This is a genomic window from Curtobacterium sp. DN_7.5 (assembly GCF_022655355.1).
GTDB lineage: Bacteria > Actinomycetota > Actinomycetes > Actinomycetales > Microbacteriaceae > Curtobacterium > Curtobacterium luteum.
The window spans coordinates 3159572-3179493 of sequence record NZ_CP093378.1 but is presented as its reverse complement, the minus strand read 5'-3'; the positions used below and the strand labels follow the sequence as shown (position 1 = coordinate 3179493).

Annotated in this window: 21 protein-coding genes and 1 tRNA gene; 15 read left to right on the top strand and 7 right to left on the bottom strand. The window is 71.8% G+C overall.

The features are described 5' to 3' along the window. Positions 1–10: 10 nt before the first annotated feature. Entirely contained in the window at positions 11–310 is a 300-nt protein-coding gene (locus MON03_RS14785) for a hypothetical protein (protein ID WP_242089154.1), read from the bottom strand. A gap of 55 nt (positions 311–365) precedes the next feature. On the opposite strand from MON03_RS14785, the gene MON03_RS14780 reads away from it, so the two are divergent. Further along, positions 366–743: a cold-shock protein gene (locus tag MON03_RS14780; protein ID WP_022903469.1), complete on the top strand. Its 378-nt coding sequence runs from the start codon at positions 366–368 to the stop codon at positions 741–743. Beyond that, positions 743–1423: a DUF3027 domain-containing protein gene (locus tag MON03_RS14775; protein ID WP_242089152.1), complete on the top strand. Its 681-nt coding sequence runs from the start codon at positions 743–745 to the stop codon at positions 1421–1423. The genes MON03_RS14780 and MON03_RS14775 overlap by 1 nt, the downstream gene beginning before the upstream one ends. 64 nt (positions 1424–1487) lie before the next feature. Here MON03_RS14775 and serC read toward each other — a convergent pair whose 3' ends face one another. After that, entirely contained in the window at positions 1488–2606 is a 1119-nt protein-coding gene (serC, locus tag MON03_RS14770; RefSeq protein WP_242089150.1) for a phosphoserine transaminase, read from the bottom strand. A 115-nt stretch (positions 2607–2721) separates the two neighbouring features. Between serC and MON03_RS14765 the strand changes: the two genes are divergently transcribed. The 4 genes from MON03_RS14765 to MON03_RS14750 all read left to right on the top strand — a co-directional run bounded on the left by MON03_RS14765 (position 2722) and on the right by MON03_RS14750 (position 5688). Beyond that, a complete protein-coding gene (locus MON03_RS14765; protein WP_175327291.1) occupies positions 2722–3423 on the top strand; it encodes an iron-dependent transcriptional repressor DtxR in 702 nt (233 codons plus the stop codon). 227 nt (positions 3424–3650) lie between these two features. Continuing rightward, positions 3651–4628, top strand: coding sequence for a C40 family peptidase (locus MON03_RS17390; protein WP_175327290.1), 978 nt, complete (start codon positions 3651–3653; stop codon positions 4626–4628). A 387-nt stretch (positions 4629–5015) separates the two neighbouring features. Continuing rightward, positions 5016–5510 (top strand): HNH endonuclease, encoded by a 495-nt coding sequence (locus tag MON03_RS14755; protein WP_022903474.1) that lies wholly within the window; start codon positions 5016–5018, stop codon positions 5508–5510. Between the two features lie 103 nt (positions 5511–5613). Continuing rightward, positions 5614–5688: transfer RNA gene (locus MON03_RS14750), tRNA-Arg, on the top strand. An 18-nt stretch (positions 5689–5706) separates the two neighbouring features. On the opposite strand, the gene MON03_RS14745 is transcribed toward MON03_RS14750, so the two are convergent. Next, a complete protein-coding gene (locus MON03_RS14745; protein WP_242089148.1) occupies positions 5707–6669 on the bottom strand; it encodes an aldo/keto reductase in 963 nt (320 codons plus the stop codon). A gap of 148 nt (positions 6670–6817) precedes the next feature. Here MON03_RS14745 and MON03_RS14740 point away from each other — a divergent pair, with 148 nt between their 5' ends. From MON03_RS14740 to MON03_RS14715, 6 genes are all read left to right on the top strand, one after another. Next, positions 6818–7387, top strand: coding sequence for a TetR/AcrR family transcriptional regulator (locus MON03_RS14740; protein ID WP_022903476.1), 570 nt, complete (start codon positions 6818–6820; stop codon positions 7385–7387). A 52-nt stretch (positions 7388–7439) separates the two neighbouring features. Beyond that, positions 7440–8111: a hypothetical protein gene (locus MON03_RS14735; protein WP_175327288.1), complete on the top strand. Its 672-nt coding sequence runs from the start codon at positions 7440–7442 to the stop codon at positions 8109–8111. A 524-nt stretch (positions 8112–8635) separates the two neighbouring features. Continuing rightward, positions 8636–10714, top strand: coding sequence for a choice-of-anchor G family protein (locus tag MON03_RS14730; protein ID WP_242089145.1), 2079 nt, complete (start codon positions 8636–8638; stop codon positions 10712–10714). A gap of 320 nt (positions 10715–11034) precedes the next feature. After that, the gene (locus MON03_RS14725; RefSeq protein ID WP_175327286.1) at positions 11035–11205 is read left to right on the top strand and encodes a hypothetical protein; all 171 of its coding nucleotides are present in this window, start codon (positions 11035–11037) and stop codon (positions 11203–11205) included. A gap of 26 nt (positions 11206–11231) precedes the next feature. Beyond that, a complete protein-coding gene (gene nadE / locus MON03_RS14720; protein ID WP_242089144.1) occupies positions 11232–12068 on the top strand; it encodes an NAD(+) synthase in 837 nt (278 codons plus the stop codon). Between the two features lie 146 nt (positions 12069–12214). Then, positions 12215–13663, top strand: a complete 1449-nt coding sequence (locus MON03_RS14715) for an SPFH domain-containing protein (protein WP_022903483.1) — start codon at positions 12215–12217, stop codon at positions 13661–13663. A 27-nt stretch (positions 13664–13690) separates the two neighbouring features. Here MON03_RS14715 and MON03_RS14710 read toward each other — a convergent pair whose 3' ends face one another. After that, positions 13691–14134 carry a hypothetical protein gene (locus MON03_RS14710; RefSeq protein ID WP_242089142.1) on the bottom strand — a complete coding sequence of 148 codons (444 nt, stop codon included), beginning with the start codon at positions 14132–14134 and terminating at the stop codon, positions 13691–13693. Beyond that, positions 14131–15138 (bottom strand): phosphotransferase, encoded by a 1008-nt coding sequence (locus MON03_RS14705; RefSeq protein ID WP_242089137.1) that lies wholly within the window; start codon positions 15136–15138, stop codon positions 14131–14133. Before MON03_RS14705 ends, MON03_RS14710 begins: the two co-directional genes overlap by 4 nt. 119 nt (positions 15139–15257) lie before the next feature. Between MON03_RS14705 and MON03_RS14700 the strand changes: the two genes are divergently transcribed. Further along, positions 15258–17423, top strand: coding sequence for an MDR family MFS transporter (locus tag MON03_RS14700; protein WP_242089135.1), 2166 nt, complete (start codon positions 15258–15260; stop codon positions 17421–17423). After that, positions 17395–18036 (top strand): TetR/AcrR family transcriptional regulator, encoded by a 642-nt coding sequence (locus tag MON03_RS14695; RefSeq protein ID WP_242089133.1) that lies wholly within the window; start codon positions 17395–17397, stop codon positions 18034–18036. The genes MON03_RS14700 and MON03_RS14695 overlap by 29 nt, the downstream gene beginning before the upstream one ends. Positions 18037–18133: 97 nt before the next feature. On the opposite strand, the gene MON03_RS14690 is transcribed toward MON03_RS14695, so the two are convergent. Both MON03_RS14690 and MON03_RS14685 read right to left on the bottom strand, forming a co-directional pair. Then, positions 18134–18412 (bottom strand): GlsB/YeaQ/YmgE family stress response membrane protein, encoded by a 279-nt coding sequence (locus MON03_RS14690; protein WP_022903487.1) that lies wholly within the window; start codon positions 18410–18412, stop codon positions 18134–18136. Between the two features lie 126 nt (positions 18413–18538). Continuing rightward, positions 18539–18802, bottom strand: coding sequence for a glutaredoxin family protein (locus tag MON03_RS14685; protein ID WP_022903488.1), 264 nt, complete (start codon positions 18800–18802; stop codon positions 18539–18541). Positions 18803–18873: 71 nt separating this feature from the next. Between MON03_RS14685 and MON03_RS14680 the strand changes: the two genes are divergently transcribed. Continuing rightward, positions 18874–19875 (top strand): PrsW family intramembrane metalloprotease, encoded by a 1002-nt coding sequence (locus MON03_RS14680; protein ID WP_242089131.1) that lies wholly within the window; start codon positions 18874–18876, stop codon positions 19873–19875. Positions 19876–19922: the final 47 nt, after the last annotated feature.

Genomic DNA, 19922 nt, shown 5'->3' with positions numbered 1-19922 from the left:
GTCCGGGTCCTCAGCGAGACGTCCGGTTCTCGCGGGCCCGACGCGTCCAGACGACGCCGAGGAGCACGAACAGGAGCAGCATGCCGATCGGCAGACCGACCAGCGGGATCGCCATGACGACGGGCCACGGCATCGACGCTCCCGCGCTGGGAACCGTGAGCCACATCACGATCACGGCGGCGAGGCACAGGAAGGCTGCGATGAAGATGCCCCCGACCATGAACCCGAGTACGCGTTCGGTACGATTGAACGTCACCGAGGGGTCCGCTGCGGCGCGGGGGGTCCCGGTGGATCGGGTCGGCTTGGCCATCGACCCAGGATATCCGACGCACCACGGCCGTTCCACGACCACGAGGAGTCCACGCATGCCCACCGGCAAGGTCAAGTTCTACGACGACCAGAAGGGGTTCGGGTTCATCACCGGCGACGACGGTGACCAGGTCTTCCTGCACGCGTCCTCGCTGCCGGACGGCGTCACCACGGTGAAGGCCGGCTCGCGGCTCGAGTACGGCGTGGTCCAGGGCAAGAAGGGCTCGCAGGCGCTGTCCGTGCGGCTCCTCGACCCGCAGCCGTCGCTCGCGAAGATGTCCCGCCGCTCGGCCGACGACATGGCCGTGATCGTCGAGGACCTCGTGAAGGAGCTCGATCGCATCAGCGGTGACCTCCGGCACGGTCGCTACCCGAAGAACGGCGAGCGCCTCGCCGCGATCCTCCGCCACGTCGCCGACCAGTTGGACGCCTGATGCCCACGCACGAGTACGAGCGCCTGGCGCGCACCGCCCTGCTCGAGGTCACGCCCGACTCGACCGTCGGTGCGTTCGTCGACGCCGTGGACGAGGGCGACGACACGGTCTCGCTCCGCTTCGCCAACCGCATGCCGGGCTACCCCGGCTGGCGCTGGACCGTCTCGGTGGCGAAGATCGGCGAGGACGACCCGACGGTGCTCGAGGTCGAGCTCATGCCCGGCGACGGCTCGCTCGTCGCGCCGGAGTGGGTGCCGTGGTCCGAGCGCCTGGCGGAGTACCGCGCGGCGCAGGAGTCCGACGGGCCCGAGGACGACGACGAAGCGGACGACGACGAAGCGGACGACGACGAGTCGGACGACGACGACCTCGACGAGGACGCCGACTACGACGACCCGGACGACGACGACGCGGACGACGACGAGTCGGACGACGATGACGACGACTTCGACGCCGACGAGGACGACCTCAGCGAGTCGGACGACGACGACCTCGACGGCGTGGACGTCGACGAGCTCGACGACACGGCCGACGAGGACGAGCCGGAGCCGGAGCCGGTCGCACCGCCGCGCGCGCGGCGGCGTCGGGCGCAGCGGGTCCACCCCGTCGACCCGCACGAGGACCTCGAGGTCGACCGGCTCGACGCGAGCGAGGTCGACCCGGACCACCACCGGTCCTGACCGGACCGGCAACGGACTGGAGGCGCGGTGCCAGCTGGCACCGCGCCTCCCGCCCGTCCGTGCGTCAGCGCGACAGCTCGCCCACCACGTACTCGATCGCCTTGGTGAGCTGCGCGACGTCGCCCGGCTCGATCGCTGTGAAGGTCGCGATGCGCAGCTGGTTGCGCCCGAGCTTCCGGTACGGCTCGGTGTCGACGATGCCGTTGGCGCGGAGCGTCGCGGCCACGGCCTTCGCGTCGACCGCGTCGTCGAGGTCGATCGTCGCGACCACCTGCGACCGGTGCGACGGCTCGCTCACGAACGGCGTCGCGAAGTCGACCGAGGCCGCCCAGTCGTAGACCGTCCCCGAGGACTGCTTCGTCCGGGCGTCGGCCCAGGCGATGCCGCCCGACTCGTTGATCCAGCGGACCTGGTCGTCCAGGAGCAGCAGGGTCGCGAGCGCCGGGGTGTTCAGCGTCTGGTTCAACCGGGAGTTGTCGACGGCGTTCTGCAGCGACAGGAACTCCGGGATGTACCGGTCGCTCGCGGCGATGCGCTCCACCCGCTCGATCGCGGCGGGGGAGAACAGCGCGAGCCAGAGCCCGCCGTCCGAGGCGAAGTTCTTCTGCGGCGCGAAGTAGTACACGTCCGTGGCCTCGACGTCGAACGCGGCACCGCCGGCGGCGCTCGTCGCGTCGACCACCGTCAGCGCGCCGGGGTCGCCGTCCGCGCGGACCACGGGTGCCATGACGCCGGTCGAGGTCTCGTTGTGCGGGTAGGCGTAGACGTCGACGCCCTCGAACGGCTCGAGCGCGGCGAGCGACCCGCCCGGCGCCTCGACGACGTGCGGTGCCTCGAGCCACGGAGCGGCAGCGGCCATGGCGAACTTCGACCCGAACTCGCCGAACGACAGGTTCTCGGCGCGACGCTCGATCAGCCCGAACGCGGCGGCGTCCCAGAACGCGGTCGACCCGCCGTTGCCGAGGACGACCTCGTAGCCGTCGGGCACCTGGAAGAGGTCGGCGATGCCCTGCCGGACGCTGCCGACGAGGTCCTTGACGGGCTTCTGCCGGTGGGAGGTCCCGAGGATCGTCGCTCCCCGCGTCACGAGGGACTCGAGCTGTGCGCCACGGATCTTGGACGGGCCGCAGCCGAAGCGTCCGTCGGTCGGGAGGAGGTCGGCTGGGATGACGATGTCTGCCATGGAGCGATCCTACCGGCGCGGTATCCCAGGGCATTCCTTGACCCGTGCAAGCGTTGGTCCCTCCGTGTCACCGTGAACAAGTAGGGTGGCTGGACCCGGACATGAGAGGCGGACCGTGACCGATCTCGTCGACACCACGGAGATGTACCTGCGCACCATCCTCGACCTCGAGGAAGAAGCGATCATCCCGCTGCGCGCCCGCATCTCGGAGCGCCTCGGCCACTCGGGTCCCACGGTCTCGCAGACCATCGCCCGCATGGAGCGCGACGGCCTCGTGGTTGTCTCGGGTGACCGCCACCTCGAGCTCACGACCGAGGGACGGTCCCGCGCGACGCACGTCATGCGGAAGCACCGGCTCGCCGAGCGGCTGCTCTCCGACGTCATCGGGCTCGACTGGGCGTTCGTCCACGACGAGGCCTGCCGTTGGGAGCACGTCATGAGCGAGCAGGTGGAGGTCCGGCTGCTCGAGATGCTCGGCAACCCGACCGAGTCGCCGTACGGCAACCCGATCCCCGGTCTCGCCGAGATCGGCGGCCCCGACGCCGGCGGCTTCCTCGACGGTGTGCAGAACATCGTCGCCGCGACGGAGGGCACCGACGCGGTCGCCACGGGCACGATTCGACGCCTGGGCGAGCCCGTCCAGTTCGAGCCCGAACTCCTGCACCAGCTGCGCACCGCCGGGGTGATGCCCGGTCGGGTCGCGAGCGTGCAGCGCGCCGGCGCCTACGTGGCCGTCCGCGTCGACGGCGAGGACTCCGGCATCGAGCTGCCGAGCGAGGTCGCGCAGCACGTGTACATCGAGCGCAGCGACGGCTGACCGGAACTCGTCTTTACCGATTCGTTACAAAGGGGCGGTTTCGTCTCGACAAGGTAACGACGGCCACGTACACTCGTCGAGTCCCCGGGCTGACACCGAACCCGGGAACCCGTGGCAGGACGTCTCGAGCCCGTCTCCTGCCTCGATCGGAAACGATGACGAACGGATGGGGTTCCACGGTCCGGCCACTGCCGGACGGTGGTGACGAGGCGCCGGAGACACCACCCTTGACGCTGAACGGTTCCGCCGCGGACGACCAGACCGCGAACCCGACGAACACCGCTGACGCCCTCGCCACCCGACGGTCGACCCGCGCCGCTGCCGCCCCGCAGCCGACGCGCCGTGCTGCTGCCCCGCAGTCGGTCAAGACCGCCCCGCTCCCCGGCGGCCGTCGTGCCGCCCAAGAGGCCGCTCGTGCCGACCGCGCGAAGGCCAGCTCGAGCGCCCGCAAGCGCCGCTTCCTCGCCCCGGTCGTCCTGACCGTCGCCGCCGGGATGTTCGGCACCATGGCCGTCCCCGCCGCGTTCGCCTCCACCCAGCAACCCGCCGACGCCGCGGCCGCCGCCCAGCGGCAGGCGCGCACGACCGGCGAGCAGAACTTCTCGGTGTCCGACGCAGTCGCCCTCGCCGGCACCAGCCGCGACGGCTTCGGCGCCACCGCCCAGTCGACGCTCGACGCCGAGGCGGACCAGAAGGCCGAGGCCGAGGCTGCCGCGTCGGCCGCCGCCGAAGCAGCCGCTGCCGCGAAGCAGGCCGCCGCGACGGAGAAGGCCCGCGCCGCGACCGCCTCGCAGTACGCCTCCTACTCCGGCCCGAGTGCTGCCGACTACGTCGCGAGCTCGACCGCCGCGGACACGCCGTTCTCCCTGCCCGCCGTGGTCGCCACCGCGAAGCAGTACATCGGCACCCCCTACGTCTTCGGCGGCGCCGACCCGTCGGGCTTCGACTGCTCGGGCTACGTCATGTTCGTGTACGCGCAGTACGGCATCAACCTCGCCCACTCGGTCCCGCTCCAGGACCAGGCCGGCACCACGATCCCCGAGTCCGAGGCGCAGCCCGGCGACGTCGTCATCTTCAACAACGAGGCGCACGACGGCTTCTACATGGGCAACGGCATGATCATGGACGCGCCGAAGCCCGGCGGGTCCGTCTCGATCCGTCCGATCTGGACCAGCGACTACCACATCGTCCGCTTCGGGATCTGACGCCGGCGCACGCTCCGCTGTACCCCACCCCGGGCGACGCCCGTGCGTCGAACCCGTGAACATCGCCGGAACCGGCCCGCACACCCTCGTGCCGGGCCGGTTTCCGACGTATCCTGACGCTGCACCGGCCCTTCGGCTGCGAGCAGGGAGACCTCATGTCAGCGTTCCGCACGACCCGCACCATGGGTCGGCGCGCGCACGTCGACATATGGTCGACCACCGCCTGCGTGCACGAGCACGCCCCGTCATGACGAGAGCACTGCCCATCCGGGTGGTGCTCTTCGTGGTTCCGGGGCCGTGCGCGCGAGCGACGGTCACCTGCGCGACGCCCTGGTCCGGCGCACCCGCACCGCCTGGAAGCCGTCCAGGCACGTCGGAAGGGAACCCATGCGCACTCTCGTCCTCAACGCCGGTTACGAGCCCCTCGCGGTGATCTCGTTCCGACGGGCCCTCGTGCTGGTCATGAACCAGAAGGCCGCCATCGTCGCCGCCGACCTCGACCACCCGGTGACGGGGTCGACGTCGACCTACGACCGACCGTCCGTCATCGTCCTCACGCGGTACGTGCGCATCCCGCACTCCAGACTCGTGCCCGTCTCGCGTCGCGGTGTCCTTCGCCGTGACGCCAACCGCTGCGCCTACTGCGACCGGCACGCCACCACGATCGACCACGTCCAGCCGAAGTCCCGCGGCGGGCAGGACTCGTGGGAGAACCTCGTCGCCTGCTGCCTGGCGTGCAACAACACCAAGGGCGACCGCACCCCGCAGGAGATGGGGTGGCACTTGCGCTTCCGACCGAAGGCACCGCACGGGGCATCGTGGGTGGTGCGCGGCATCGAGCGGCCGCAGGCCGACTGGGACGAGTTCCTGATGGCCGCGTAGCGGCGGACGCTGCTGTCGCAGCAGACGGACGGGAGGCGCGGTGCGGGCTGGCACCGCGCCTCCCGTCCGCCGTGTGGCGACTGCCGCTAGAGTGGTCGCGCCAGCCTCTGTAGCTCAATGGAAGAGCAGTTCCGTCCTAAGGAAACGGTTGGGGGTTCGAGTCCCTCCAGGGGCACCACCAGCACCAGGGTCAGTGTCAGGCGGCGGCTCGCTCGGCCTCGGGCCGACGGCGCATCGCAGGGGAACCGACCTCGGGCCCGCGGTACACCATGTCCATCGCGCCGATGCTCTCGCCCGGCGGGACGATCGCGTCGATCCGGTCGAGCACCTCGTCGGAGAGCACCACGTCCATCCCGGCCAGGGTGTCCTCGAGCTGCTCCATCGTGCGGGGCCCGGCGATCGCCGACGTCACCCCCGGGTGCGCGATCGTGAACGCCATCGCCAGGTGCGTCAGCCGGATGCCGGTCTCGTCGGCCAAGGCGATCAGCTGCTCGATCGCGGCCAGTCGTCGTTCATCGCGGAAGTGCCGCATGCCGGTGCCCGCGCGGAACTCGTCGTTCGCCTGCCCGGCACGGTACCGCCCGGTGAGCGAGCCGCCCGCGAGGGGGCTGTAGACGAGTGTCCCCATGCCGTACCGCTGGGCGACGGGGAGGACCTCGCGCTCGATCTCGCGATCGAGGATCGAGTAGTTCGGCTGCTCGGTGCGGAACCGCTCGAACCCGCGTCGCTCCGACACCCACTGCGCCTCGACGATCTCGGATCCGCGCATCGACGAGCTGCCGATCGCGCGGACCTTGCCCTGCCGGACGAGGTCGGTGAGCGCCGAGAGGGTCTCGTCGATGTCCGTCGCCGGGTCGGGGCGGTGCAGCTGGTAGAGGTCGATGTGGTCGGTGCGGAGGTTCCGGAGTGACCGCTCGACGGCCTGGACGATCCACCGGCGCGAGGCTCCGCGGTGGTTCACGTCGTCGTCCACCGGCCCGTGGAACTTCGTGGCGAGCACGACCTGGTCGCGTCGTCCGGCGAGTGCTTCGCCGACGACCTCCTCGGAGTCGGCGTAGCGGTCCGCGGTGTCGATGACGTTGATGCCGGCGTCGAGTGCCCGGTGGATGATCCGGACGCCCTCGCTCCGGTCGGGGTTGCCGAACCGGCCCAGCATCATGGCGCCGAGTGCGTAGGGCGTCACCGTGATGCCGGTGCGCCCGAGTGTGCGGTACTGCGTGGCCGTCTCCTGTAGTCTCGTATCCGGAACGTTGTTCCGCTGTTGAGGACTGTACGGAACGTTGTTCCGCTTACGCAAGGGGTGCGCAGTGCCGACCGTCGAACCGCGACGCCTCCGGGCCGACGCCCGCCAGAACGTGGACGCGATCCTGCACGCTGCCCGCACGGTGTTCGCCCGCTCCGGCGTCGACGCTCCCGTGCGCGAGGTCGCCGCCGAGGCCGGCGTCGGCGTCGGCACGCTCTACCGGCACTTCCCGCAGCGCGCGGACCTCGTCGCCGCGGTCTTCACCTCGGAGATCGACGACACGGCCGCCGAGGCCGACCGGCTGCGCGCCGAGTACCCGCCGGGGGAGGCCCTCGACCGCTGGGTCGCCCGGTTCACACGGTTCGTGGCGACGAAGCAGGGGCTCTCGGCGGCGCTGCACTCCGGCGATGCGGCGTTCGACGCCCTGCCGGGGTACTTCGTCGACCGGCTCGGGCACGTGGTGCGGGAGCTCCTCGACGCGGCGATCGCCACGGGGGAGGTCCGCAGCGACGTCGACGCGGTCGAGCTCCTGCAGGCGATCGGCGACCTCAGCCACCGAGTGCCCGCGGCCGACGGCGCGCCGAACCCGATGGTGCGTGTGCTCCTCGACGGGCTCCGGGTCCGCCGTGACTGAGGGACCGTGCAGCAACCCGGGACCGGGTTCGCGATCGCCCTAGTCTGGCCCGATGGGGAACAACGGACGGCGCCGTGGGGGCGCGATCGGTGTGGTCGTCCTGGTGGGCTACCTGGTGTTGCGCTTCGGCTTCCTGGCGTACCGGGAGCACGAGGAGGGGATGAGCACCGAGGGCATCGTGCTGAGCCTGCTCGGGTTCGCAGCACTCGCCTTCGTGATCGTCGAGTTGGTCAACCTCGGCTACCACGCACACACCCGGCGTCGTGAGCAGGCCCTGGCCGCCCGGCACCCGGGAGCGCACCTCGTCCCGGTGCTCCTGAGCAGGGACCTCGGCAAGCAGATCGCCTGGGCGGCCGGCGCGCTCGGGCTGCCGCAGACGGCGGTGCCCCGGCGCGGGTACGCCACGCTCGTCGCGGACGGCAACGGCATCGGGCTCTACTCCGGTGGGTCCACGCCGACGCTCCTGCTCGGCATCCCGCGTCCCGCGCTCGTCTCGGTGGCGAGCGGGGACGCGAAGGCCGTCGGTCGGTACGCGTTCGGCCGCGTGGACGCGATCCGGGTGCTCGCGGGCGACCCGAACGCGCCGGTGTCCTTCGACGTCCCCGCCTACCGGGTCGTGTTCGGGTTCCCGAAGCACCTGCGCGGCGAGGAACTCCACCAGGTCGTCCGGACCGTCGCGTCCGCGGTCGGCGTCTCGGTCGCGACCCAGCCGCCGCTGCGCTGAGCGCCGGGCGCACCGCAGACCGCGCAACCGATCACGCAGCACCCCGCGCCCATGCGCGCACCGTCCGACGGGAGGCTCCTGGCGGCGCCGTCCCGCGCCTCCCGTCCGGTGGTCAGGTCGCCGGCTCGACGACGCGCGACGGCCGTCGTCGATCCCGCACCGTTCACCCGCGGCCCCCGAACGGGGGTATCGCCAGGTGCACGGTGATGCCTTGTAGGTTGTTCAGGAACGCGGACCAACCACCCGCGCTCAGTCCTCAGCACGACGGCGTCGCCGTGCTCACCCGAGGGGGATCAGGGATGGACCGGAACGACTCCGCGACCGCGCACAGCGCGCGTTCCAGCGTGAGCGCCGGCATCCCGCTCCCCGTCCACGGGGGTGACGCCTTCCGGTAGCCCGTCCGCGCGCAGCTCGACGCGCACACGTGACTCCGGGACCGCCCAACCAGCGGTCTCGTCGGATCCCCGGACCAACCGACCGGGGATGGATCAGCGGCGGAGGGATCCGCCGGAGGAAGAGGCACAATGCCATCCACAGCAACACGCTTCGCGCTGCGCGCGGGCGCCACGGCCACCGTGGCCGCGGTCATCATCGGCGGTGCGGCGCTCCCCGCGAACGCCGCCGCCACCGACGCCACCCAGGCCGAGGGCCGACTGCTCGCGGGCAGCGGCACCGTCGACCTCGACACGATCGCGGCGCTCGCCGGGTCCTACGCGGCGACCGCTCCCGGCGGCCCGGCCGACGGCGGGTCGAACCCGCTCGACCTCACCGTCCTGAACAGCATCGGTGTGAACGCGCCGAACGGCATCCAGCTGCTCGGGTCCAACGGCCTCGTGGACGTGGGGGTCGCCGGGCAGTACTCCGCGACCTCCACGACCGACGCCGTCGCATCCGCCGGAGCGATCACCGGCGACGGGGCGATCCAGGTCGGCGCGCCGGGCACCGGGGCGAGCGTGGACCTCACGCCGCTGCTCGACGGGCTCGACCTCGACGGTGTCGTCAGCGACGCCTCGGTCGACCTCGGCGCACTGTCCGCCCGGGCCGAGGCGACCCGCACCTTCGACGGCGCCGACGTCACGACCGACTACCAGGTGGCAAGCGCGGACGTGTCCGTGGTGAGCCCCGCGGTCGCCGCGCTCGTCGGTCAGCTCGACACGGCCCTGGACGCCTCGAGCACCACACTCGAAGCCGCGCTGAGCGCCGACGGTGTGACGGCCGGCCTCACGGGCGCGGTCGCCGACGACCTCGCCGACGCGCTGGGCATCGTCCCCGGGATCACGGTCGGCGACACGACGGCCACCGTCACGGCGGACGTCGACCTCGCACAGGCGGTGTCCTCGGTCACCGCGGCCCCGCTCACCTCCGGCGCGGTCACGATCGACCTCTCGACCGGGACGGTCACGATCGACCTCGCCGACCTCTACACGCTGAACGACCTCGCGCCGAACACGCGCCTCCTCGCCAGCGAGACGATCAACGCGCAGATCGAGGCGTCGATCGCGGACATCCTGACGAACCAGGTGCCCGCCCTGCTGACGACCGCGCTGACCGACGCCCTCGACGCGGCGACGGTCTCCGTGGACATCAGCACCGACGCGACGGTCGTCCTCGCGACTGCCGGGCTCGACATCACCGTGGACACCACGGTCGGCGCGCTGCTCGGGACGTCGACGACCGACCCCGAGGTCGCGATCACCGGGACCGGCGCGCTCGAGGCCCTGGACACGCTCGGTCTCACGGCCGCCCTGGACGCGGTCGTGACGGACGGGGTGCTCCCGGCGATCACCACGGTGGTCGGCGGTGCGGTCCCCGAGGACTTCGTGTCCGACACGGTCGCCACGCTCCTCACCACGCTCGAGGACGTCGTCACCGCACTGGACCCGCTGCTCGACGCGCTGAACCAGCTCGTGGCGATCACGATCAACTCGCAGACCGCCCCGGCGTTCAGCGACCCGGACGGCGACGCGACCGGCGCCACCACGGTGCGCGCGGTGCGCATCGCGCTCCTCCCCGCCCTGGACGCGGCGACGGTGGACATCGCGACCGCGACCGTCCAGGCCGACCCGTTCGCCGGGATCGCCATCACGGACCCCGAGGACGGCAGCTCCACCACCGTCCCGACCGCCGACGACACCACGGACGTCCCGGTGACGGGCACCGCGGAGCCCGGCTCGGACGTCGACGTCACGCTCGACGGCGATGACGCGGGCACGCAGTCGACGGTCACGGACGAGGACGGCACGTGGACCGTGACGTTCCCGGACGTCGCCGTCGGTGACCACGAGGCCGTCGCGGTGGAGACCATCGGCGGGCTCACCAGCGACCCGGACTCGGTGACCTTCGTGGTCGCCGCAGCCCTGGTCGACCCGACGGACCCGACGGACCCGACCGACCCGACCGACCCTGGCACCCCGGGCACCCCGGGCGGCCCCGGTGACGGCGGCGCCGGCGGCCCCGGCACCGGCGGCGGTGCGGGTACCGGTCCCGGTGGATCGCTCGCCTACACCGGCGCGGAGCTCCTGCCGATCATGGTGATCGCCGGCCTGCTGCTCGCCGCGGGCGGCGGCACGCTCCTCGCACGCCGGCTGCGCCACACGGCCTGACCGACGTCCGACCCGCGTGGGTGCCGGTCGGGGGACCGGCACCCACGCCCTCCCGGGAGGCGGCGTGTTCGGGTCGCCGCCTCCCACACCGGTGTGGCGGGGCGTGCATCGTCACCACGCCCGCGACGGTGCGGCGGTGACCACATCACCGCCGCACCGGCGCACCGCCCCGGAACTCCGGTCCGCCCTGCGCCCCCGCACGCCGGCACGCCGGTCCGGCCGACGCCCCGGCACGGCGGTCCGGCCGGCACCACGACACGACCCCGGCCTCGTCGTCGGCCACCTCGTCGCACCATCGAACCGCACCCGTGAGGAGCACCGTGCACGACCACGACACCCACCCGCTCGACCGCCACGTCGGGCCGCCCCACGTCGAACGCTTCCGACTGACACGCGAGCCGTCCGAGACCCTGTCGGTCGTGTGCACGTGCGCGATCGGCGCCGACCACGAGAACACCATCCACCCCGGCCGGACGACCCCTGTCCGCTGAGGGCGGTCCGGGGGGATACTGGCAGCGTGCGTGAACTCCAAGCAGAAATCGCGGCGGACCTCGACGTCCAGCCGACCATCGACCCGCAGCAGGAGATCGACCGCCGGGTCGGGTTCCTGCGCGACTACCTGCTGACCACCGGCGCGAAGGGCTACCTCCTCGCGATCAGCGGCGGACAGGACTCCACCCTCGCCGGCAAGCTCACGCAGCTCGCCGTCGAGTCCCTGCGTGCCGACGGGCACGACGCGACGTTCACCACCGTGCGGATGCCGTACCGGGTGCAGGCCGACGAGGAGGACGCGCAGCTCGCACTGCAGTTCATCGGCGCCGAGCCCGGCATCACGGTGAACATCGAGCACGGCGTCGACGGCGTCGTGCAGGACACCCTGGCCTCCGGCGTCGAGCTGAGCGACTTCGTGAAGGGCAACGCCAAGGCCCGGATGCGGATGGTCGCGCAGTACGCGGTCGCCGGGGAGCGCGGGCTCCTCGTCGTCGGGACCGACCACGCCGCCGAGGCCGTGACCGGCTTCTTCACGAAGTACGGCGACGGCGGCGTCGACCTCACCCCGCTCACCGGACTCACGAAGAGCCAGGGCCGGCAGGTCCTCGAGCACCTCGGCGCGCCGGCGCGCCTCTACGAGAAGGCCCCGACCGCGGACCTCCTCGACGACCTCCCCGGCCAGACCGACGAGGCCAACCTCGGGCTGACCTACGCCGAGATCGACGCATACCTGCAGGGGCACGACGTGCCGGACGAGGTCGCGGAGGCGATCGAGTCCCGGTACCGCGCGACCGCGCACAAGCGCGCGGTGCCGGCGACTCCCTTCGACGACTGGTGGCGCGCCACGGTCGACGCGCGCTAGACGCGCCCACCTGACGGACGGGAGGCACGGTGCCAGCTGGCACCGTGCCTCCCGTCCGTCGGTGCCGACCAGTAGGCTGAGCGGACAGAACAACACATGCGGAATCTCGGTCCGGCACCCGCCGAGCGGATCCGCGAGGGGGAGCCATGGAAGTCCTGTTCGCACTCGGAGCGGTCCCGCTGGTCATCGTGGGCGTCGTCGTCGTCGCGGTCGTCGCGCTCGTCTACGCCAAGCTCGTCTACCGCAACGCCGGCGCCGACGAAGCGCTCATCATCACCGGCAAACGGTCGCGCAAGGTGAAGAACGCCGACGGCACCGAGACCGTCGAGTCCGGCATCAAGGTCGTCCTCGGCGCCGGCGTGCTCGTCCGACCGTTCTTCGAGCGCGTCGCGAAGCTGTCCCTCAGCTCGCGGGCCATCGACATCAACGTGAACGCGCAGGACTCCCGCGGCGTCACCATCGACGTCGAAGCGGTGGCGCTCGTCAAGGTCGGCGAAGCCGACGCGTCCATCCGGGCCGCGGCGCAGCGCTTCCTCGGCCAGGAGAAGAAGATCGACGACTTCGCACGGGAGGTCTTGTCGGGTTCGCTCCGCGCCTCGATCGGTGCCACCGACGTGTCGACCATCATCCGCAACCGCGACCAGCTGACGGTCGCCGTGCTCGACGTCGCGAAGGACGCGCTGCACAGCCAGGGGCTCGACGTCGACTCGTTCGAGATCAAGGGCATCTCGGATCGCAACGAGTACATCAGCGACCTCGGCCGTGCCGAGCGGGCACGGGTGCGGCTCGAGGCCGAGAACGCGGAGGCGCAGGCCGACCGTGAGGCCCGCGAAGCCCGCGCCCGCGCCGACCAGGCGATCGCCGAGGCCGAGAACGCGCTCGCGATCCGACGGGCAGCGCTCCAGCTCGACTCCGACCGCGCCGCGGCCGAGGCCGCCGCCGCCGGTCCGCTCGCCCACGCCCGTGCCGCGCAGGGCGTCGTGGAGCAGGAGCAGCTGACCGCGCAGAAGCGTGCGGAGCTCCGCCGCGCCGAACTCGAGTCGGAGGTCACCGCCGTGGCCGAGGCCGCTGCGCGCAAGACCCGCCTCGAGGCCGAAGCGGCCGCCGGTGCCCAGGTCGAGACCGCACGTGCGCAGGCGGAGGCCCGACGGATCTCCGCCGAGGCCGTCGCGGCGGAGGCGAAGGCCGAGGCGGACGCCCGCAAGCTCGCCGCCGACGCCTCCCGAGCCGAGGGCGAAGCAGCGGCCGACGCGATCCGCGCCAAGGGTCAGGCGGAGGCCGACGCGACGAAGGCCCAGGCCGACGCGCTGGCGCAGCACTCCGAGGCCGTCCTCCGGGTCAAGGCCATCGAGACGCTGCCGAGCATCGCCCGCGAGCTCGCCGCTCCGATGAGCAACATCGACAAGCTGACCGTGGTCTCCTCCGACGGTGCCGGGTCGCTGTCGAAGAGCGTGGTGAGCCAGTTCAGCGAGGTCGACGCGCTGCTCGGCACGACCGCCGGCTTCACGCTGAGCGACATCGTGAAGAGCACCACGACGGGTCAGGCCGCAGCACGGGCCGTGGCGCGGGAACAGGAGACCGCGGCCGCCGAGTGAGCCGCGCGCCGACGGGCGCGGTGGGGTTCAGGCCTCGCCGCGCCCCTCGTCGTCCGAGCGGTCGCGCTGCTGGTGACCGGCGTCCTCGCGCTGCTGGTGGTCGGCGTCCTCACGGTGGCGCTCCTGGTGGTCGGCGTCCTCGCGCTCCTGCGACAGGCGCTGCTGTTGGACCACGCTCCGGGCCGCCCCCGCGAGCACGTCGTCCACGCTCCGGTCCGACCGGGCCGCGAGGGCCCCGCCGAGACCGGCCGTGAGCGTGCCCCCGGCGGAGGCGAGGCGTTCCACGACCTCCTCCTGCCGGTCCGTCAGCGGTTCGTCGACCATGCTGTCGACGGTCTCGCGGATGTTCTGCTCGCTCGCGTCGAGGGAAGCGTCGTCGCCGGCGTGCAGCGCTGCTGCCTCACCGACGACGACGAGCCCGAGGCGTGCGGCGTCGTCTTCGGGACGGGTGGCCTGGTGCTCGTCGGTCATGGCGTGGACGGTACGCCCCGGGGTGCGCCGACCCTGGGTGCGTCGTCCCCCTCGGCGCCCGCACCGTCGTGCTGCGCCCACCGTCGCAGGACCCACTCGGTGGCGGCGACGCCCTCCCGGCGCTGGAACCCACGGATCGTCGGCATGTTCGGTGGAGCCGGACGCGCCGCCTTCTCGAGGAAGAGCCCCGCCAGCGCGGCGAGCACGGCGTCGACCGCCGCGGCGTCGACGCCCGCGAACACCGGGTGGGTGAGCAGGTGGTGGTCGACGTCGTCGTCCTCGCCCCGGACGAGGACGTCGAGGAGGTAGGTGAGCGGGTCCAGCCAGCGCGCACCGACGCCCGCCCACGGCCAGTCCACGATCCACACCCGCCGCTCCCGGTCGACCAGCAGGTTGTCCGCGCGGCAGTCGGCGTGCACGAGGTGGTCCCCGTCGACGAGGGCGACGGCCCCGCGGGCGGCGTCCGCGAGCCGCTCCGCGGCGGACGCGACGGCGGACGGGACGACGCTCGGCAGGCCGGATGCGAGCATCCGGTCCCACGCGCCGAACTCGTCGCCGAGTTCGTCCGTCATCCGGGGGAGGGACGCGAGTACGCCCGTCGCACGTGGCAGGGTGGCGAGCGCGTCGAGCACCGCCGTGGTGTCGCGCCCGTCCCGGTCGGCTCCGGGGTGGTGGCCGTCGACGTCGTCGAGGACGAGCGCCACCCATTCGTCGCCGTCGTGCACCTCGTCGAACACGGCGACGAGCCCGGGGGACCGCACACCCGGCGGGATCGCGCCCACCACGCGCGCCTCTCGACGGTGCAGGTCGATGCCGTCGCCGTTCCGCGACCGAGCGAGGGCCTTCACGAACGCGCGACGCCGGTCGGTGGTGACGACACGGTCGGCGCTGCCGGGAGACCACCCGGACGCCTGGCTCTCGGTCTGCACGACCGGAGCGCCGAGTGCGTCCTCGATCCGCGCGCGCAGGCTGCTCGGGATCTCGTGCCAGGTCATCCGCCCCATGCCGTCACGCTAGCTGAGAAGCCGTACACAGACGGTGCATGATGGCAAACATGCATTGGTAGCAAAGGTGCTGAGGGTGTAAAGTTGCGTGATCTGCAAGTTTGAGAGTTGGGAACCGCATGTCCACTGCCACCGCACCGGTCGAGGTGCAGCGCGGGCGGCAGGTCGCGTCGGCGTCTGCGCCGGCGAAGCCGATCATGTCGCACCGGCAGATCCTCCTCGTCATCTACGGCCTGATGGCGGGCATGTTCCTGTCGTCGCTCGACCAGACGATCGTCGGCACCGCGATCCGGACGATCGGTGACGACCTGCACGGGCTCGACCAGCAGGCCTGGGTGACCACCGCGTACCTCATCGCGTCGACCATCTCGACGCCGATCTACGGCAAGCTCTCCGACGTGTTCGGTCGGCGGCCGCTCTACATCTTCGGCATCGCGGTGTTCATCCTCGGGTCACTGCTGTCCACCCTGTCGACGTCGATGATCATGCTCGCCGCCTTCCGTGCGTTCCAGGGCATCGGTGCCGGGGCGCTCATGTCCCTCCCGCTCGCGATCATGGGCGACATCCTCGCCCCCCGCGAGCGTGCGAAGTACCAGGGGTACTTCCTCGCCGTGTTCGGCATCTCGTCCGTGATCGGCCCGCTCATCGGCGGCCTGTTCTCGGGCGCGGACCAGATCCTGTGGATCACCGGCTGGCGCTGGGTCTTCCTCGTGAACGTGCCGATCGGCGTCGGCGCGCTGATCATGGTGATCGCGTTCCTGCACCTGCCGAAGTTCGGCGACGCCAAGGCGAAGCCGCGCATCGACTGGTGGGGCGCCACGTCGGTGATCGTCACCCTCGTGCCGCTGCTCCTCGTTGCCGAGCAGGGCCGCACCTGGGGCTGGGGCTCGGTCGGCGCCATCGCCTGCTACGTGCTCGGCGGCGTCGGACTCGTCGCGTTCCTGGTGATCGAGTCGCTCATGAAGGACGACGCGATCATCCCGCTGAAGCTGTTCCGCTCCGGCGTCTTCTCGATGGCCACCGGCCTGGGCTTCCTCGTCGGCTTCGCGATGTTCGGCGCCATGCTGACCATTCCGCTCTACCTGCAGATCGTCACCGGGCTGACCCCCACCGAGTCCGGCTTCGCCACGCTCCCGATGATCGGCGGTCTGATGATCGCGTCGATCGCCTCGGGGCAGATCGTCGCCCGCACCGGCAAGTACCGGATCTTCCCGGTGATCGGCACCGCGCTGGTCTCCCTCGGGTACGTCGTCCTGACGTTCATGACGATCGACAAGCCGCTCTGGTTCCTCATGATCGGCATGTTCCTCATCGGGCTCGGCCTCGGTCAGCTCATGCAGAGCATCACCCTGGCGTCGCAGAACTCGGTGCAGCCCCGGGACATGGGTGTGGCGACGTCGTCGGCCACGTTCTTCCGCCAGATCGGCGGCACACTCGGCACCGCGGTGCTGCTCTCCGTGCTGTTCTCGATCATGCCGACGAACATCCTGCAGGCCACCGCGGACAAGGCGAACCTGTCGTCCGCGCTCGACGCCGCGCTGAACCCGACCGTCGCGTCGGCGAAGGCGAACCAGGGCGTCATGGACCAGATCTGGAACCCGATCATCGAGCCGGTCCAGAAGTCCGTGCAGCAGCAGTTGGACACGGCGTCCTCCGACGCGAAGGGCGCCGCCGACGCCGCGGTCACGAAGCAGGTGACCGCCGCCGTCCAGCAGCAGGTCGCCGCGGGCGCGGTACCCGCCGCCGCAGCGCAGCAGGTCATCGACCAGCAGGTCGCCGCGGCCACCCCCGCCGCCGAGCAGCAGGCCCTCGCCGCCGTCGCGGACGAGGCGCACGCCACCGTCCAGGACGGCACCGTCTCCGTCGACTGGTCGAACGCCTCCCAGCGCTCGTACTGGGTCGACCAGCTCACCCCGAAGCTCTCCAGCACGATCGAGGACCGGGCGGACGCGAACAGCTCGAGCAGCAGCTCCGAGACGAGCGACACCTCGTACCTCAACGGCGCGGACGCAGCCCTCACGCGGCCGTTCATGACCGGGTTCAACACGTCGGCCGTGACCGTCTACTGGGTGGGCTTCGCGGTGATCCTCCTCGCCTTCGTCCTCAGCTGGTTCTTCAAGGCGCCGCCGCTCCGGAAGAGCTCGGCGCTCCAGGAGCAGGCCGACACGGCGGGCACCGCGGACGACCTCGAGCTCCAGGCGGTCGCTGCCGCGGACACCATGGGCTCGCCGACCGCTCCGACCACCGGGTCGATCCGTGTCCAGCACGGCCGTTCGGGCGACTGAGCCGACCGGAGCCGCCCGCACTCCCGCGGGCGGCCCCGGCCCCGTCGTCGCCGGACCCGAGTGCGGGCTCCGCGAGCGGAAGAAGCAGCAGACGCGCGCCGCGATCCACGGCGCCGCGCTCGACCTCGTCACCGCGCACGGGCTGGCCGGCGTCACCGTCGAGGAGATCTGCGGGGCGGCGGGCGTCTCGTCCCGCACGTTCTTCAACTACTTCCCGTCGAAGGGTCACGCGGCGCTGGGCCTGCCCGCCACGACCGTCCCGGCCGACGCCCGCGCGGCCTTCACCGCCGCTCGGGGTCCCCTCGTCGCGGACCTGTGCGAGCTCGTCGCCAGCACCGTGACCCTGCCGGAGGACCGCCGGCGCATGAAGGCCCTCGTGGAGGCCCGGCCGGAGATGGTCCCGACGATGCTCCAGTGGATGGCGGACGCCCGGATCGAGATCGTGGCGGCGGCGACGGAGCGCGCGGACGACGGGCGCGCGCGGACCGCGGTCACGCTCGTGATGGCGGCGATGATCGAGGTCGCGCACCGGTTCGCGGTGACGTCGCGGGAGGACCTCGCCGAGCGGCTGCGCACCGTGGTGTCCGAGATGGGCAGGCTGGCCGCGGGGTGACCCGTGGGCCAGGCGGTCACCAGCCCGACACGGACGGGAGGCACGGTGCGCGTCCGACGCGCACCGTGCCTCCCGTGTGTGTTGCTCGCTGGTGCCCCTAGCGGGTGCGGGCGCCCCGACCGGCGAACCGCGTGTAGATGAAGAGCACGATGATGGCGCCGATGATCGACCCGATGATGCCGGCCGGCTGGAAGAAGCCACCCGAGGCGTCGTGGTTGAAGATCAGGTAGCCGAGGAAGCCCCCGACGAACGACCCGACGATGCCGAGGATGATCGTCATGAGGATGCCGATGTTCTGCTTGCCGGGGATGACCAGACGCGCGACCGCGCCGGCGATGAGTCCGATGACGATCAGGCTGATGATGAGACCGAGCACGATGTGCCTCCTTGTGTGGGGTTCGTCCCGCTCGGTGGGGTACCGAGGTGGATTCAGCACCAGACACAACACCCCGGTGGATCAGCGCGCTCCCAGGAACGCCGTTCAGCCCGACGGACGCCCGGCTCAGACGATCCCGGAGGCCTCCAGCTCGCCGCGCAGCTCCGCGTCGGACGGCTCCACGAAGTGCTTCCCGTTCGGGAGCACGACCACGGGGATGTTCTTCCGTCCGCTGATCGCCTCGGCACGGTCGGCCGCCGACAGGTCCGCCTCGACGTCGACGTAGTCGTAGTCGATCCCGAGCCCGTCGAGCAGCGCCTTCGAGCGCCGGCAGTCGCGGCACCAGTCAGCGCCGAACATGGTCACCTTGTCGAACGTCGTCTCAGCCATGCGGGGTACGACGCCGGGCGCCTCCCGTACATTCCCGAGCCGCACCGGGCCGGGCGGAGCACCATCGGAGCATGAGCCTCCACGTCGCCGCGGTCCACCCCCACCACCGTCACGGGTGGTGGTGGAAGACGCTGCTCTCCGGGTTCCTCCTCTGGGTCGTCACGATCGTCGTGACCGTGGTGACGCAGAACACGAACCTCGTCCCGACGATCATCCTGCTCGGGAGCTTCCTCGTCCCCTTCACCGTCGTCCTCTTCGTGATCGAGCGCGTGACCGGCACGATCAGCACGATGCAGCTCGTCACGGCGTTCTTCGTCGGCGGCATCCTCGGCGTGCTCGGCGCCTCGCTGCTCGAGGCGAACCTGCGGCAGGACGCGCTGCTGTACATCGCGGTCGGCTTCGTCGAGGAGTTCGTCAAGGGCGTGCTGCTCGTCGTCGTCGCCTGGCGGGTCCGGCCGAAGTCGGCACGGCAGGGTGCACTCCTCGGCGCCACGGTCGGTGCGGGCTTCGCGGCGTTCGAGTCCGCCGGCTACGCCTTCAACGCGGCGATCACCTCGCGGGGCATCGACCTCGTCTCGCTGCTCCAGACCGAGGTGGTGCGGGCGATCCTCTCCCCGGTCGGGCACGTGCTCTGGACGGCGGTCCTCGGGGCGGTCCTGTTCGGTGCCGCCCGCGGCGGGGTGCGGCTGCGCTGGTCGTGGACGGTGCTCGTGGCCTACGTCGGGGTGTCGCTCCTGCACGGCCTCTGGGACAGCAACTCGACGTTGGCGACGCTGCTCGCCTTCGTGTTCACCGGGACGCCCTTCTCCGCCGCGCGTGGGCAGTTCGTGCCCGCGGACGTCGCGACGCTCTCGACGACCCTCTACGTCGTTGGCCTCGCCGTGGTGACCGCGATCGGCGTCGCCGTGCTCGTGAGCGTCCTCGTGCGGCACCGGCGGACCGACCGGGCGCTCGCCGCTGCCGTCGAGGCCGATCCGCAGCGCGTCGTGCCACCCGCATGGCTCGTCGGCGCGGACGACGCCCGGACCGACAGTTCCACCTGGGAGCGGACGCCACCTCCGCACGCGCACTGACCCGCCCCCGGCACCGACCCGGACGCGGCACCGGCCCGTCGCCCCCG

Bases quoted from the DNA above. Each gene is read 5' to 3' on its own strand.
- MON03_RS14785 (WP_242089154.1), bottom strand. From the start codon at position 310: ATGGCCAAGCCGACCCGATCCACCGGGACCCCCCGCGCCGCAGCGGAC.
- MON03_RS14780 (WP_022903469.1), top strand. From the start codon at position 366: ATGCCCACCGGCAAGGTCAAGTTCTACGACGACCAGAAGGGGTTCGGG.
- MON03_RS14775 (WP_242089152.1), top strand. From the start codon at position 743: ATGCCCACGCACGAGTACGAGCGCCTGGCGCGCACCGCCCTGCTCGAG.
- serC (WP_242089150.1), bottom strand. From the start codon at position 2,606: ATGGCAGACATCGTCATCCCAGCCGACCTCCTCCCGACCGACGGACGC.
- MON03_RS14755 (WP_022903474.1), top strand. From the start codon at position 5,016: ATGCGCACTCTCGTCCTCAACGCCGGTTACGAGCCCCTCGCGGTGATC.
- MON03_RS14745 (WP_242089148.1), bottom strand. From the start codon at position 6,669: ATGATGCTGGGCCGGTTCGGCAACCCCGACCGGAGCGAGGGCGTCCGG.
- MON03_RS14735 (WP_175327288.1), top strand. From the start codon at position 7,440: ATGGGGAACAACGGACGGCGCCGTGGGGGCGCGATCGGTGTGGTCGTC.
- MON03_RS14730 (WP_242089145.1), top strand. From the start codon at position 8,636: ATGCCATCCACAGCAACACGCTTCGCGCTGCGCGCGGGCGCCACGGCC.
- MON03_RS14715 (WP_022903483.1), top strand. From the start codon at position 12,215: ATGGAAGTCCTGTTCGCACTCGGAGCGGTCCCGCTGGTCATCGTGGGC.
- MON03_RS14710 (WP_242089142.1), bottom strand. From the start codon at position 14,134: ATGACCGACGAGCACCAGGCCACCCGTCCCGAAGACGACGCCGCACGC.
- MON03_RS14705 (WP_242089137.1), bottom strand. From the start codon at position 15,138: ATGGGGCGGATGACCTGGCACGAGATCCCGAGCAGCCTGCGCGCGCGG.
- MON03_RS14700 (WP_242089135.1), top strand. From the start codon at position 15,258: ATGTCCACTGCCACCGCACCGGTCGAGGTGCAGCGCGGGCGGCAGGTC.
- MON03_RS14685 (WP_022903488.1), bottom strand. From the start codon at position 18,802: ATGGCTGAGACGACGTTCGACAAGGTGACCATGTTCGGCGCTGACTGG.
- MON03_RS14680 (WP_242089131.1), top strand. From the start codon at position 18,874: ATGAGCCTCCACGTCGCCGCGGTCCACCCCCACCACCGTCACGGGTGG.